Annotated in this window: 17 protein-coding genes and 1 tRNA gene; 3 read left to right on the top strand and 15 right to left on the bottom strand. The window is 58.7% G+C overall.

Translation table 11 applies throughout. From position 1 onward, the window contains the following. Positions 1-12 precede the first annotated feature (12 nt). The 3 genes from gcvT (at position 13) to Q8X48_RS01610 (ending at position 2337) form a co-directional block, all read left to right on the top strand. On the top strand, positions 13-1137 hold the full coding sequence (gene gcvT / locus Q8X48_RS01620) for a glycine cleavage system aminomethyltransferase GcvT (protein ID WP_407799245.1): 1125 nt from the start codon (positions 13-15) through the stop codon (positions 1135-1137). Positions 1138-1540: 403 nt separating this feature from the next. After that, positions 1541-1753, top strand: coding sequence for a cold-shock protein (locus tag Q8X48_RS01615; RefSeq protein ID WP_007977299.1), 213 nt, complete (start codon positions 1541-1543; stop codon positions 1751-1753). A 95-nt stretch (positions 1754-1848) separates the two neighbouring features. Further along, entirely contained in the window at positions 1849-2337 is a 489-nt protein-coding gene (locus Q8X48_RS01610) for an RDD family protein (RefSeq protein ID WP_407799244.1), read from the top strand. A 135-nt stretch (positions 2338-2472) separates the two neighbouring features. Here the strand turns inward: Q8X48_RS01610 and nadA are convergent, their stop codons facing one another. From nadA to Q8X48_RS01535, 15 genes are all read right to left on the bottom strand, one after another. Next, positions 2473-3531 carry a quinolinate synthase NadA gene (gene nadA, locus Q8X48_RS01605; RefSeq protein ID WP_007995624.1) on the bottom strand — a complete coding sequence of 353 codons (1059 nt, stop codon included), beginning with the start codon at positions 3529-3531 and terminating at the stop codon, positions 2473-2475. Between the two features lie 270 nt (positions 3532-3801). Continuing rightward, a tRNA-Lys gene (locus Q8X48_RS01600) sits at positions 3802-3877 on the bottom strand. A 63-nt stretch (positions 3878-3940) separates the two neighbouring features. Further along, positions 3941-4633, bottom strand: coding sequence for a 7-cyano-7-deazaguanine synthase QueC (queC, locus tag Q8X48_RS01595; RefSeq protein WP_407799243.1), 693 nt, complete (start codon positions 4631-4633; stop codon positions 3941-3943). Position 4634: 1 nt separating this feature from the next. After that, positions 4635-5282: a 7-carboxy-7-deazaguanine synthase QueE gene (queE, locus tag Q8X48_RS01590; protein ID WP_007995628.1), complete on the bottom strand. Its 648-nt coding sequence runs from the start codon at positions 5280-5282 to the stop codon at positions 4635-4637. 166 nt (positions 5283-5448) lie between these two features. Continuing rightward, positions 5449-6288, bottom strand: a complete 840-nt coding sequence (ybgF, locus tag Q8X48_RS01585) for a tol-pal system protein YbgF (protein ID WP_015096597.1) — start codon at positions 6286-6288, stop codon at positions 5449-5451. A gap of 6 nt (positions 6289-6294) precedes the next feature. Continuing rightward, positions 6295-6792 carry a peptidoglycan-associated lipoprotein Pal gene (gene pal / locus Q8X48_RS01580; protein WP_003178634.1) on the bottom strand — a complete coding sequence of 166 codons (498 nt, stop codon included), beginning with the start codon at positions 6790-6792 and terminating at the stop codon, positions 6295-6297. A gap of 52 nt (positions 6793-6844) precedes the next feature. Then, a complete protein-coding gene (gene tolB, locus Q8X48_RS01575) occupies positions 6845-8125 on the bottom strand; it encodes a Tol-Pal system beta propeller repeat protein TolB (RefSeq protein ID WP_162831820.1) in 1281 nt (426 codons plus the stop codon). 17 nt (positions 8126-8142) lie between these two features. Beyond that, complete coding sequence (tolA, locus tag Q8X48_RS01570; protein WP_095965390.1) at positions 8143-9222, bottom strand: cell envelope integrity protein TolA; 1080 nt, start codon at positions 9220-9222, stop codon at positions 8143-8145. Beyond that, the gene (gene tolR / locus Q8X48_RS01565; protein ID WP_172435709.1) at positions 9222-9674 is read right to left on the bottom strand and encodes a protein TolR; all 453 of its coding nucleotides are present in this window, start codon (positions 9672-9674) and stop codon (positions 9222-9224) included. Before tolR ends, tolA begins: the two co-directional genes overlap by 1 nt. A 23-nt stretch (positions 9675-9697) precedes the next feature. Further along, complete coding sequence (gene tolQ / locus Q8X48_RS01560) at positions 9698-10393, bottom strand: protein TolQ (protein ID WP_007977321.1); 696 nt, start codon at positions 10391-10393, stop codon at positions 9698-9700. After that, complete coding sequence (gene ybgC, locus Q8X48_RS01555; RefSeq protein WP_007990726.1) at positions 10383-10850, bottom strand: tol-pal system-associated acyl-CoA thioesterase; 468 nt, start codon at positions 10848-10850, stop codon at positions 10383-10385. The genes tolQ and ybgC overlap by 11 nt, the downstream gene beginning before the upstream one ends. A gap of 127 nt (positions 10851-10977) precedes the next feature. Then, positions 10978-12039: a Holliday junction branch migration DNA helicase RuvB gene (gene ruvB, locus Q8X48_RS01550; protein WP_015096600.1), complete on the bottom strand. Its 1062-nt coding sequence runs from the start codon at positions 12037-12039 to the stop codon at positions 10978-10980. Beyond that, entirely contained in the window at positions 12040-12648 is a 609-nt protein-coding gene (gene ruvA, locus Q8X48_RS01545) for a Holliday junction branch migration protein RuvA (protein WP_007995640.1), read from the bottom strand. A 114-nt stretch (positions 12649-12762) separates the two neighbouring features. Beyond that, positions 12763-13287, bottom strand: coding sequence for a crossover junction endodeoxyribonuclease RuvC (gene ruvC / locus Q8X48_RS01540; protein ID WP_095965392.1), 525 nt, complete (start codon positions 13285-13287; stop codon positions 12763-12765). A 136-nt stretch (positions 13288-13423) separates the two neighbouring features. Further along, a complete protein-coding gene (locus tag Q8X48_RS01535) occupies positions 13424-14170 on the bottom strand; it encodes a YebC/PmpR family DNA-binding transcriptional regulator (RefSeq protein WP_007995641.1) in 747 nt (248 codons plus the stop codon). Positions 14171-14243: the final 73 nt, after the last annotated feature.

Below are 14243 nucleotides of genomic sequence, written 5' to 3'. Positions count from 1 at the left end.
CAGGAGCTGAATATGTCCACCGAACAACTGTTGAAAACCCCGTTGCACGCACTGCACATCGAACTCGGCGCGCGCATGGTGCCGTTCGCCGGCTATGACATGCCGGTGCAATACCCGCTGGGCGTGATGAAAGAACACCAGCACACCCGCGACCAGGCCGGGCTGTTCGATGTCTCGCACATGGGCCAGATCCGCCTGACCGGCGCCGATGCCGCCAAGGCCCTGGAAACCCTGGTGCCGGTGGACATCATCGACCTGCCGGTGGGCATGCAGCGTTACGCGATGTTCACCAATGCGACGGGCGGCATCCTCGATGACCTGATGGTCGCCAATCTGGGCAATGACGAACTGTTCCTGGTGGTCAACGCCGCTTGCAAGGATCAGGACCTGGCCCACCTGCGCAAGCACATCGGTGAGCAGTGCACGATCGAGCCTTTGTTCGAAGAGCGTGCGCTGCTCGCCCTGCAAGGCCCGGCTGCCGTGACGGTACTGGAGCGCCTGGCACCTGAAGTTGCGAAGATGACCTTCATGCAGTTCGCCCGCGTGAAGCTGCTGGGCGTGGACTGTTTTGTCAGCCGCTCGGGTTACACCGGCGAAGACGGTTTCGAAATTTCCGTCCCCGCCGCCAACGCCGAAGCCCTGGCTCGCGCCCTGCTGGCCGAACCGGAAGTGGCCGCCATCGGCCTTGGCGCCCGCGATTCCCTGCGCCTGGAGGCGGGCTTGTGCCTGTACGGGCATGACATGAACACCGAGACCAGCCCGATCGAAGCGAGCCTGCTGTGGGCGATCTCCAAGCCGCGTCGCGCCGATGGCGCTCGGGCCGGCGGCTTCCCTGGCGCCGAAACCGTGTTCGCCCAGCAACAGGCAGGTGTCAGCCGCAAGCGCGTCGGCCTGTTACCGCAGGAACGCACACCGGTGCGCGAGGGCGCCGAGATCGTCAACGAAGCTGGCGACATCATCGGTAGCGTCTGCAGTGGCGGTTTCGGGCCGACCCTGGGCGGGCCGCTGGCCATGGGTTATGTCGACAGCGCCTATATCGCACTGGACACCCCCGTCTGGGCGATTGTGCGTGGGAAAAAGGTGCCTTTGCTTGTAAGCAAAATGCCATTTGTTCCACAACGCTACTATCGCGGCTGATTGAATGTTCCTATAAGTAACGCGGTTGCGTTAACTGTGCACTAATGTGTAACGCAACCGCCATAAAATAGTGCATTGTTTGGCTCTAAGCTTCGATTATGAACTTTGCTTATAACGATCGAAAACATTTGAACAGCGCTAGCGTATAAGGCCCCACTAGTGGACTGACTTTGCCATCAACCTGAGGAAATACGGGGCCTTCACAGGGCTTGTTTTTTCTCCCGTAGTTGGCGTAGAGTTTGTTCACTGTGTTTGCATGGGTCGCTTGGAATCGTGACCTGGGCAGTAGCCTACAAGTTAGCTACATCCCGTTCGACGTCTTCTTACTCTCCTGCAACCAGCCCCAGTACTCTTTCATGAGAAGGAGACTGTCATTAATTTTTTGCGTCAAAGGAAATAAGAAATGTCCCAACGTCAGAGCGGTACCGTCAAGTGGTTTAACGACGAGAAAGGTTTTGGTTTTATCACTCCTGAAAGCGGTCCGGATCTGTTCGTGCATTTCCGCGCCATCCAGGGCAACGGCTTCAAGAGCCTGAAAGAAGGCCAGAAAGTGACTTTCATCGCCGTGCAGGGCCAGAAAGGCATGCAGGCTGACGAAGTACAAGCAGAAGCCTAATCTTCTGTAACGAAAAAGCCCCTGATGCTGACATCAGGGGCTTTTTTGTGCGCGCAAATCCGTAAAATGGCTTCTTTTTCCGCCGAGAGCCTGCCATGTCGAAACACCTGCTTACTCCCCAGGGCGACTTTCCTGCCGCTGGTCTGGGTCGTCGTCTGGCAGCCATGTTCTATGATTTCCTGCTGTGCACCGCCCTGCTGATCGTCACCAGCGGCATCTACAAGATGATCCAGATGGCGATCATCGGCGAAGAAAGGATGCGCACCCTGACCGAAGCCGGCGCGCTGGACGGCGATCCCCTGCTCTCCACAGTCCTGCTGTTCGTACTGTTTGGCTTCTTCGCCAAATTCTGGACCTGGTCGGGTCAGACCTTGGGCATGCAGGTCTGGTGCATTCGCGTCCAGAACGCCGACGGCTCATCCATCAGCCTGTGGCAGGCGCTGTTGCGCTTTGTGGTGTCGATCGCTTCCTTGCTGTGTGTTGGCCTTGGGTTCTTCTGGTCGCTGTTCGACAAGCAAAAACGCAGTTGGCACGACATGTATTCCAACACGCAACTGGTGCGGATTCCGAAGAAGACCAAATAATCGGGGTCGGCAAAAATCACTGTGGGAGCGGGCTTGCTCGCGAAAGCGGCGTGTCAGCCTATATCAATGTTGCCTGACACTACGCCTTCGCGAGCAAGCCCGCCCCCACAATTGTTGCGACCTGCCTGATAAACCTCAGGCGTTCCCGGCCAGCTTCATCCGCGCCGCCTGGGTAAAGTCCAGCATCCGCTTGAGCGGTCGAATCGCCTGCGGGATCAGCGCCGGATCGACAAAGATCTCGTTCGCGCCTTCTTTCAACGCCTTGAGCGTGCGCTCAAGGGTGTTCATGGCCATCCACGGGCAATGTGCACAACTGCGGCACGCCGCGCCGTTACCCGCCGTTGGGGCTTCGATAAAGACCTTGTCCGGGCACAGCTGCTGCATCTTGTAGAAGATGCCGCGGTCGGTGGCAACGATCAGCGTCTTGTTCGGCAGGCTCTGTGCCGCCGCGATCAACTGGCTGGTGGAGCCCACGGCGTCGGCCAGCTCAATCACCGAAGTCGGCGACTCCGGGTGCACCAGGATCGCCGCATCCGGGTACAGCGCCTTCATGTCTTCAAGCTGCTTGGACTTGAACTCTTCGTGAACGATGCAGGCACCGTCCCACAGCAGCATGTCGGCACCGGTCTGACGCTGGATGTAGGTACCCAGATGCTTGTCCGGGCCCCAGATGATGGTCTCGCCGTTGTCCATCAGGCTTTCGACGATTTCCAGCGCACAGCTTGAAGTCACCACCCAATCCGCGCGGGCTTTTACCGCAGCGGAAGTGTTGGCGTACACCACGACCGTGCGCTCCGGGTGTTGATCGCAGAACGCGGAAAACTCGTCCACCGGGCACCCCAGGTCGAGCGAACAGGTCGCTTCGAGGGTCGGCATCAGCACGCGCTTTTCCGGATTGAGGATCTTGGCAGTCTCCCCCATGAACTTCACGCCGGCGACGACCACGGTCTTGGCCGGATGGGCATTGCCGAAGCGGGCCATCTCCAGCGAGTCGGAGACACAACCCCCCGTCTCTTCGGCCAGCGCCTGAATGACAGGGTCACAATAGAAGTGGGCCACCAGCACCGCGTCCTGAGCCTTGAGCTCGGCAGCGATGGCGGCACGGTAGTAAGCCTCTTCATCGGCGGTCAGCGGTTTGGGCTGTTTGGCGTCGAGGTGGGCTTGAACCAGAAGGCGTTCGGATATTTGCGTCATGTTCGCAAGACCTGCAAGCGCATTCGCGCGAAAGTCGAGTATACACCCGGCTCCGACCCCTTCAGGGTACCGCCGGGAAAGTGGGTATTCATCAGGCACGGACAGCGTTGAAGCTGCGCAAGGCTACAGAATATCCGGCAGATGCAAAAGATGATTCTGACCTGCGCCTTGCGCAGCAGCCCGAAGCGAGGCGGACTTTAATCGCGGGCAAAAAAAAACCCGGAAATCCTCACTTTCGTGGGCCTTCCGGATTTTCTAAACCGCCAAAAATGGTGGGTCGTGTGGGATTCGAACCTACGACCAATTGGTTAAAAGCCAACTGCTCTACCAACTGAGCTAACGACCCGCTGTGTGGTGGCGCGTATAATACTGATTTTTAAGGACTATTCAACACCTATTTTGAAAATAATCAAAAATAAGGTGTTGGATCGCTGATTCCGGCCGCTGCAAAGCCTTCCGCGCGCAGTCGGCAGCTGTCGCATTTGCCGCACGCACGGCCATCATCGTCGGCCTGATAGCAGGAAACGGTCAGCCCGTAGTTCACGCCAAGCTTCACGCCCGCCTGGACGACCTGCGCCTTGCTGAGGTTCTGCAGCGGCGCCTGAATGCGGAAGCCATTGCCTTCCACGCCGGCTTTGGTCGCCAGGTTGGCCATGCGCTCGAACGATTCGATGAACTCGGGGCGGCAGTCCGGGTAACCGGAGTAATCCACCGCATTGACGCCGATGAAGATGTCCCGCGCACCGAGCACTTCAGCCCAGCCCAGGGCCAGGGACAGGAACACCGTGTTACGCGCAGGCACGTAAGTGACAGGAATACCCTCACCCAGCTCTTCCGGTATATCGATGCTGCGGTCGGTCAGCGCCGAGCCGCCCATGCCGTTCAGGTTCAGGCCGATTACCTTGTGCTCGACCACACCCAGATCCCGCGCCACGCGCTCGGCGGCGTGCAGTTCGGCGTGAGAGCGCTGACCGTAGTCGAAGCTCATGGTGTAGCAGCTGTAGCCTTCGGCGCGCGCCATGGCTACCACGGTCGCCGAGTCCAGGCCACCGGACAGCAGGATGACCGCACGTTTTTCAGCAGTGTTGAGTTGTTCAGTCATTTCAGCGCCCCGGCTCGTCATTCCATAGATATTTATGCAGCTGCAATTGCAAACGCACTGGCAGGTTGTCCGCCACCACCCAGTCCGCCAGGTCCCGGGCATTGAGATCATGGTGGCTTGGCGAGAACAGGACTTCGCCAGCGCGCTGGTCCAGACCGTACTGGATCAGTTTGGAAACGGACCAGTCATAGTCCTCCCGCGAACAGATGACAAACTTCACCTGATCGTTGGGCGTGAGCAGCTCGATGTTTTCGTAGCGATTGCGGTGCGCTTCCTTCGAACCCGGGGTTTTCAGGTCGACAACGCGACTGACCCGGGAATCTACTGCCGAGATATCGATAGAGCCACTGGTTTCCAGTGACACTTCGTAACCGGCGTCGCACAAGCGCTTGAGCAAGGGAATGGCGTTGGGTTGCGCCAGGGGCTCGCCGCCCGTGACACAGACATAACGCGGGCGGAAACCGGCGACCTGCTCGAGGATGTCGTCGAGGGTGCGAATGGTTCCGCCAGTGAACGCGTAGGCGCTGTCGCAGTATTGGCAACGCAACGGGCAACCGGTCAGGCGCACAAAAACCGTGGGCAGGCCGGCAGTCCGAGTTTCACCCTGCAACGAGTAGAAAACTTCGGTGATTCTCAATGTGTCTTGCATAGTCGCCACGGGCGTAACAGCTAAACAGGCTGTCCGCCTCCGTCAGGCACTTCAAGGAACCCCGGCAATGCGCAGATCCCAAAAAGCGTGTTTCAGAAAAAGGGGGTGAATTCTAACGAAAAAACCCGCGACAAGCGCGGGTTTCTTTGAAACGGCTCAAGCCGCCTTACATTTTCTGCAGGTCACGCTGTGCCAGCTGAGCAGCGGAAGTGCCCGGATACTGGGACACCACCTGCTGCAGAATGCCTTTGACCCGGTCGGTATGACCGAGACGGCGCTCTACATCAGCGAGTTTGTACAGCGAATCAGGCACCTTGGCGTGCTTGGGATACAGCTGCGAAACCTTGGCAAATGCCTGACCTGCACCTTGCAGATCGCCTTTGGCCAGGTTCACTTCGCCCAGCCAGTACTGGGCATTGCCCGCGTACTGACTGTTCGGGTATTTGCGCAGGAATGCGGCGAAAGCCTGGCTGGCCTTGTCGAAATCCTTGGCTTTGATCAGGTCGAAGGCAGCATCGTAATAGAGCTTTTCCTTCGCCGGATCTGCCGGTTCGCTACCCGCGGCAGGTGCTTGAGCGGCGGCTGCGCCAGCTGCTGCACCTGCGGCTGCACCGGGGGCGTTCAATTCACCACCGGTGGAAGAATTTTCAGGAGTCGCGGCTGGTGCAACACCGGTTCCTATGCGCCGATCAAGATCCTGGTATCGCTCCAGGCTTTCCTGCTTCATGCGCGCCACATCATTTTGCAGTTCTTCGATCACACCCTGTTGGCGCGAGATCTGTTCCTGCATTTGTTGCAGTTGGTTGAACAGCTGGCCCTGTGCCGAGACAGGGGTAGAAACCCCTCCCCCGGCATAGGCGCCGTTCGTACCGTAACCTGCAGGCGGATAACTGCTCCCGCTATTGTTATAGCCGGAGTCATTATCGACCACAGGAACCGCAGCCCACGCCGCAAGCGGTGCGAGGCTGAGAGCCAGAACAGTTACAGCACGACGGCACGTTCGCATGACGAATTACTTACGCAGTTCGACGCGACGGTTTTGAGCCCAGGACTGCTCGTCGTTGCCGGTAGCAACTGGACGCTCTTCGCCGTAGGAAACCAGTTCCAGCTGAGCTGGGGAAACACCTTGCAGTACCAGGTAACGCTGAACGGCTTTCGCACGACGCTCGCCCAGTGCCATGTTGTACTCACGAGTACCACGTTCGTCGGTGTTGCCTTCCAGAACAACGCGAGCGCCGTTTGCTTTCAGGTCTTTGGCGTGAACGTCCAGAGCGCGCATGGCTTCTGGCTTCAGGTCCGAGCTGTCGTATTCGAAGTAGAAAGTGGTGATAGCGCGCAGTGCAGCTTCTTCGCTCAGGGAGCCGTCAACTGCACCAGTGTTTGCGCCGTAACCAGCGTTTGGATCTACCGCGCCTTCACCGGCATTGTCGCCGCCTTTGGACGAGCAACCTACAGCTACAGCCATGGCCAGTGCCAGCGCAGCAAATTTACCAAACTTCAGCATTTCCATCGTGAAACTCCTAATGAACCCCAGTGTGTTAAGTACAACGTATAGCGCCGCGTCAGTTCAGGTAAGGGGACCAGGAAGGTTCTCTGACTTCGCCTTGTGCGGTAGGAAGCGGGAGCCTTACGCGTCCATTGATGGACACGAGCATCAAGACTCCCCGGCCCTGCTGGCGGGTGGCGTAGATTACCATGGTGCCGTTGGGCGCGACAGTAGGCGACTCGTCCAGAGTGCTATCAGTGAGGATTTTTACACTACCACGTTGCAAATCCTGGGCCGCCACCTTGAAATTGGTAAAGCCATCCTGACGGTGAATCATGACAAGCGTCTTTTCATCAGCCGACAATTTAGGGTTGGCGTTGTAGTTGCCGACGAAAGTCACGCGTTCGGCACCGCCGCCACCGGCGCTGGTCTTGTAGATCTGCGGTTTGCCGCCACGGTCGGAAGTGAAGTAGATGGTCGAGCCATCCTTGCCCCAGAACGGTTCGGTGTTGATGCCAGGACCGTTGGTAACACGGCTGATCTGACGCGAGCCCAGGTTCATCACATAGATGTCCGGGTTGCCGTCCTTGGACAGCACGAACGCCAGGCGATTGCCATCCGGCGACCAGGCAGGCGCACCGTTCAGGCCTTCGAAGTTGGTGATCTGCTCACGGCGACCGGTGTCGATGTTCTGCATGAAGATACGCGGACGCTTCTGCTCGAAGGAGACATAAGCGATGCGCTTGCCATCCGGTGCGAAACGCGGCGACAGGATCGGCTCACGCGATTGCAACAGGGTCACGGCGCGGGCACCGTCGTAGTCCGAACGCTGCAGGGTGTAGCGAGTGTTGTTCTCGGAGAAACGCTCGGCCGTTACGTACAGCAGGCGAGTCGAGAAGGCACCCTTGATACCCGTGAGTTTTTCGAACGACTGGTCGGAGATGTAGTGCGCCATGTCGCGCAACTGATCGACACCGCCCGACACACTGCCGGTCAGCACTTGCTGCTCGGTGGCTACGTTGAACAGTGCATATTGCACCTGCAGGCGACCGCCCGCCGGAACAATGCTGCCGACCATGACGTACTGGGCACCCAGTGCCTTGAAGTCACGGAAGATGATTTCGCCGGCCTGGCTCGGCTGGCTGATCATGTTCTGCTTTGGAATCGGCGAGTAGTAACCCGAGTTGCGCAGGTCGTTACCAATGATTTCCGCCATGTCGTCCGGCAGCACGCTACCGCCCTGGAAGCCGAACGGTACAACGGCGATCGGGGTCGCCCGATCGCTGCCGCTGGTAACCAGAATGTTTTTCTCATCTGCCATCGCCATCCCTGCCATGCAGCAGATAACGACCAGCATTCCTCGAAGAAGGTTTCTCACAAGGCTAGATCCTCAGGTGTGAATGTCATCTTGAATGAACGATACGGAGCGAAATCACTCGGCTTCATTCCCTGCATTTCTGTCAAACGTCCAATATTCTTCACTGCTGCAACAGCCGATGCGTCAAACGGACCGTCGCCACTGGACCTGGACACGCTGACCGAAGTCACCGTACCGTCCGGCAACATGCCGATTTGCAACACGACCGTCATGCCTTTGCGTGCCGAAGGTGGACGAGCCCAGCCTTCCGCTGCACGCGCACGAATCAGGTCATCGAAACTGCCGGCGACTTCGTCACCCTGCTCATCGGCCAAGGCCTGCTGACGCTGCGGCGTATCGGAAAGCAAATCTGCCAGGGCCTGGGCCTTTTTGTCTTCGGCGGATTTACGCGCCGCGTCCTGCGATTTCTTCTTCGCAGCATCGGCAGCAGCTTTCTTCTTCGCTTCCTCGGCGACTTTCTTCTTCGCCTCTTCAGCCTCGGCTTTCTTCTTGGCGTCTTCCGCGGCTTTCTTCTTCGCGTCTTCGACGATCTTTTTCTTGGCTTCTTCAGCGGCCGCTTTCTTGGCCTCTTCTTCAGCAGCCTTCTTGGCTTCTTCTTCAGCTTTCTTCTTGGCTATATCAGCCAATTGTTTCTCTTCTGCCTTCTTGGCTTGCGCGGCTTTCTTCGCGTCGTCGGCTTTCTTGGCTTCATCAGCCTTTTGCGCCTCGTCCGCTTTCTTCGCCTCGTCGGCCTTCTTGGCTTCCTCGGCCTTTTGAGCCGCCTCTTCTTTCTTTTGTTCCGCAGCCTTCACCGCTTCCTGCTCGACCTTTTTCTGCTCCATCTGCTCGACTTCGGTCTGACGCGCAGCAGATTTCTGCGCCTCTCCGGCAATCTTCTGATTGGTCTGGGTGGTCGCCCGACTTTTCGATTTCAGCTGGTACAAGGTCGCCTGGACAATCGGCTTGGCCGGCGGCAGCTCCGGGGTAAAGGCAAAACTGACGAACAGCATGCCGAACACCAGCACGTGCAAGCCAATCGCCCAGACACTAGGCCAGAAGTAGCTTTCCGAGGCGGACGGCTCTCGCTGTTGCTGCATCAGGGCGCCTCGGTAATCAAGCCAACATTACCGACCCCGGCTTTCTGCAACCCGCCCATGGCCCCCATGACGGAACCGTAATCGACGGATTTGTCGCCGCGAATGAAGACCTGGGTATGCTTGCCGCCTTCGTTGCCGACGCGAATGATCTTGGTCACCGCGTCAGTCATCTGCGGCAACGTCATTGCCCGGTCCTGCTGCTTGTCCGTGTCGACTTCGCTGCCAAGGTTCCAGTAGTAGGTCTTGTCGGATTTGATGGAAATGGTCAGGACCTGGGTGTTGTTGTCCTGCGGCAAGGCTTCGCTGGAAACCTTGGGCAGATCAACTTTCACGCCCTGATTGAGCATCGGCGCGGTCACCATGAAGATGACCAGCAGCACCAACATCACGTCGATGTAGGGCACCACGTTCATCTCGGCGACCGGCTTGCGCTTTTTGCGAGCTCGAGCGATTAAAGCCATTGGAAATTACCTGCTTATTCTTCGCTGGTGTGCACTTTGCGGTGCAGGATCGCCTGGAACTCGTCGGCGAAGGTGTAGTAGCGGCCCAGCAGGGTTTCGCTGCGAGCAGCAAAACGGTTGTAAGCGATAACGGCTGGAATGGCCGCGAACAGACCGATGGCCGTGGCGATCAGTGCTTCGGCGATACCCGGGGCCACAGTGGCCAGGGTCGCTTGCTGGGCGGTGGCCAGGCCACGGAAGGAGTTCATGATCCCCCAGACGGTACCGAACAGACCGATGTAGGGGCTGACGGAACCGACAGTGGCGAGAAAGGGCAGGCTCTGTTCGAGCTTTTCTTCCTCGCGGGAAATCGCAACGCGCATGGCACGGGCCACGCCTTCCATGACCGCTTCCGGATCAACGCCTGACTGCTGGCGCAGGCGGGAGAATTCCTTGAAACCGGCACGGAAGATTTGCTCGACACCCGAATCGGGGTCCGGATTGCTGCCGGCCTGGCGGTACAGCTTGGACAGGTCGATACCCGACCAGAAGCGCTCTTCAAAGCTCTCCAGGGCACGTCGACCGGCGCGCAGCAAGTTGCTGCGCTGAAAGATCATGATCCACGAGGTCACCGATGCGGCTACCAGGGTCAGCATTACCAGTTGCACCACGATACTGGCATTGCTGACCAGGCTCCACATGGAGGAATGGTCGACGACGTTAGCTTCCACGCTTTATCTCCTGCTTTGAGTGTGTACCCGCGCCGCTCACGTCGGCAAAGGCCGCTCGTAGAGCTTCGGGAATGGCCCGGGGTTTCAAACTTTCAGTGCGCACACAGGCCACCAGAAACTGCCCTTCGCAGAGCAGCACATTATCCGTCGCCCGCCTGACCTGCTGCTTGAAGCGCAGGCTGGCACGGTTCAATTCGATTACTTCAGCGCTTACCAGCAGTTCGTCGTCCAGTCGCGCCGGCGCGTGGTAGCGCGCTTCGCTGGAATGCACGACGAACAACAGGTCCTCCCCTGCCAGCTGTGATTGGGCAAAGCCCAGATCTCGCAGCCGCTCGGTTCGAGCCCGTTCCATAAACTTGAGGTAATTGACGTAATACACGATGCCGCCCGCATCGGTGTCCTCGTAATAAACGCGACAACGATGTGCGAAAGGCTCAAGCCCGTTTTGCGCGCGCATACTCTAGTGCTTACTCCTCAGGTTGCCAATCCGGCCAGGCAACTGTTTTTCATTGATCTGCGGCTTTCTTGCGAAAGTACGGTCCTGGGACCCTACATTGCCCGAAAAAATCAGCACGCAACGTTAATTAATCGTCACTGGCACCGAGGAACTCGTCTGCCACGGGCATTTCGCCCAATCGTGACGGAATGTTTAAACCGAAATGCAGATAGGCATGCCGCGTCACCACTCGCCCCCTTGGCGTGCGCATGATGTAGCCCTGCTGGATCAGGTAAGGCTCCAGCACGTCTTCAATGGTGTGACGCTCTTCGCTGATGGCGGCAGCCAGACTGTCGACCCCGACCGGCCCGCCATCGAACTTCTCGATCATGGTCAGCAACAGGCGCCGGTCCTGGTGATCGAAACCACGCTCGTCGACGTCCAGCAGGTTCAGCGCGAGGTCGGCAATCGGCTTGGTGATATGCCCCTTGGCGCGAACTTCGGCGAAATCTCGTACCCGGCGCAACAGTCGGTTGGCAATTCGTGGCGTGCCACGGGCACGGCGGGCGATTTCGAAGGCGCCTTCCGGGTCCAGCGGCAAACCCAGGATGCTCGCCGAACGACTGACGATCGTCGACAAGTCGGCGTTATTGTAGAACTCAAGACGTTGAACGATGCCGAAACGGTCGCGCAACGGATTGGTCAGCATGCCTGCCCGGGTCGTTGCGCCGACCAGGGTGAACGGTGGCAGATCGAGCTTGATCGAACGCGCAGCCGGGCCTTCGCCAATCATGATGTCGAGCTGGAAATCTTCCATGGCCGGGTACAGCACTTCTTCAACGATGGGCGACAGGCGATGGATTTCGTCGATGAACAGCACATCGTGAGGCTCAAGGTTGGTCAACAGTGCCGCGAGATCACCCGGACGCTCCAGCACCGGGCCCGAAGTGCTCTTGATCGACACCCCCATTTCCTGGGCGATGATGTTGGCGAGGGTGGTCTTGCCCAGGCCCGGCGGCCCGAAGATCAGCGTGTGATCCAGGGACTCGTTACGACCGCGAGCCGCCTGAATAAACAACTCCATCTGCTCGCGAACGGTCGGCTGGCCAATGTACTCCGCCAGGCTGACCGGGCGGATCGCCCGGTCCTGGACTTCTTCGCGCTCACGCGGACTGTGCGTGGCGGCGATCAGACGATCAGCTTCAATCACTTAGATCATTCCCTTCAAGGCGCGACGGATCATGTCTTCACTGCTCAAACCTTTCTCCTTGATCGCAGACACCGCCTTGCTCGCTTCCTGCGGCTTGTAGCCCAGGGAGATCAGGGCGCTGACGGCGTCATTTTCAGCAGTGTTCACCGGGGCCGGTCCATCCGGCTGGTTCGGCACCAGGGCAAACATGGCCGGTACGGTTTCCCAGGCCTTGAAGCGATCCTTGAGTTCCACCAGCAAACGCTCGGCGGTTTTCTTGCCCACACCTGGCACCTTGGTCAGCGCCGAAGTGTCCTGGGACTGTACGCAACGAACCAGTTCGTCGACTTCCAGACTCGACATCAAGGCCAGCGCCAGTTTCGGCCCGACACCATTGAGGCGGATCAACTCGCGGAAAAAATCGCGCTCACGCTTGCCGACGAAACCATAGAGTAACTGTGCGTCTTCACGCACGACCAGATGAGTGTGCAACGTCAGCGGCTCACCGACCGACGGCAAGCGATAGAGGGTCGTCATGGGCACTTCGAGTTCATAACCCAGACCGTTTACATCCAGAATCAGGTGTGGAGGCTGCTTCTCAGCCAGGGTGCCGCGCAAACGTCCAATCACGTTACAAATCCTTGAGCGTTGGCCAGCTCTGGGCCAGCGACTGATGGAGCAAGGGAGTGGCGCCGACAACCCAGGCGAAACGCCCTCACCCCATGAAAATGATTGCTGATGCTATCAGAGACGCAGGCGCCCGCCACGACTGCGTGCCGCCCCGAGACCATGGGGCAGCAGACTGGAGCGGGTATGAGCATGACAGATGGCAATGGCCAGGGCGTCCGAAGCATCGATCTGCGGCTTGCTGGTCAGCTTGAGCATGTGCATGACCATCATCTGCACCTGCTCCTTGTTGGCCGAGCCGGTACCGACCACTGCCTGCTTGACCTGGGTTGCGCTGTATTCGGCAATTTCCAGGCTTTCCTCGGCACCCGCCACGATCGCCGCGCCACGGGCCTGCCCCAGTTTCAGGGCGGAATCAGCGTTACGGGCCATGAACACCTTTTCGATCCCCATGGTCACCGGATGGTAGGTCTGAATGATCTCCCGCACCCCGCGATAGACAATCTGCAGTCGCTCAGCCAGCTCGCCGGCACCGGTGCGGATACAACCGGAGGCGACGTACTCGCAGCCACGGCCGGTATCACGAACCACACCGTAACCGGTGATGCGCGAGCCGGGGTCGATACCAAGAATTAAAGTCATAACGCCTGCGGGTTTTAAAGGTAGGAGCGAGCTTGCTCGCAATGAACGTTAACGATAACGATAACGCGGGTTGCCTGAATTGACGCGGCGCTCTCAGGCTCATCGCGAGCAAGCTCGCTCCTACAGAAGAAACAGATCAACCGAGCTGCGCGGCCACCGATTCCGGGATTTCCGCGTTGGAGTAGACGTTTTGTACGTCATCCAGGTCTTCGAGCATGTCGATCAGCTTGAGGACTTTCTCGGCGCCTTCCAGATCGAGCTCGGCGCTGGTGGTTGGCAGCATGACGATTTCCGCGTCGTCACCCTTGAAGCCCGCCGCTTCCAGTGCGTTACGCACGGAATAGAATCCGGCAAACGAGGTGAAAACGTCGATCGAACCGTCTTCGTTGGTCACCACGTCATCGGCGTCGGCTTCCATGGCCGCCTCCATCAGCGCGTCTTCGTCAACGCCGGCGGCGAAGGAGATCTGCCCCTTGCGCTCGAACAGATAGGCCACCGAACCGTCAGTCCCGAGGTTGCCGCCACACTTGCTGAACGCATGGCGAACCGCGGCCGCGGTACGGTTACGGTTGTCGGTCATGCATTCAACCATCACCGCCACACCGCCTGGACCGTAACCTTCGTAGGTCAGCTCGACCACGTCGTCGGTATCGGCAGCGCCGGTACCGCGGGCGACAGCACGATCGATGATGTCACGGCTCATGTTGGCACCCAGAGCCTTGTCCAGGGCCAGGCGCAGACGCGGATTGGAGCCTGGATCACCACCACCCTGACGGGCAGCGACGGTCAGCTCACGAATCCACTTGGTGAAGATCTTGCCCCTCTTGGCATCCTGACGTTCTTTGCGGTGCTTGATGTTCGCCCACTTGGAATGACCTGCCATAACTCGCTCCGAATTCTCTTTGAAACATTGCCCGCCGCGCTGTATTGCGCCGGCCGGCAAACAAAAATCTTGA

This window comes from Pseudomonas sp. QLc11A, from assembly GCF_052112305.1.
Lineage (GTDB): Bacteria > Pseudomonadota > Gammaproteobacteria > Pseudomonadales > Pseudomonadaceae > Aquipseudomonas > Aquipseudomonas laurylsulfatiphila.
Note: the sequence above shows the minus strand (reverse complement) of the source record. Positions and strands in the feature narration are given on the sequence as shown.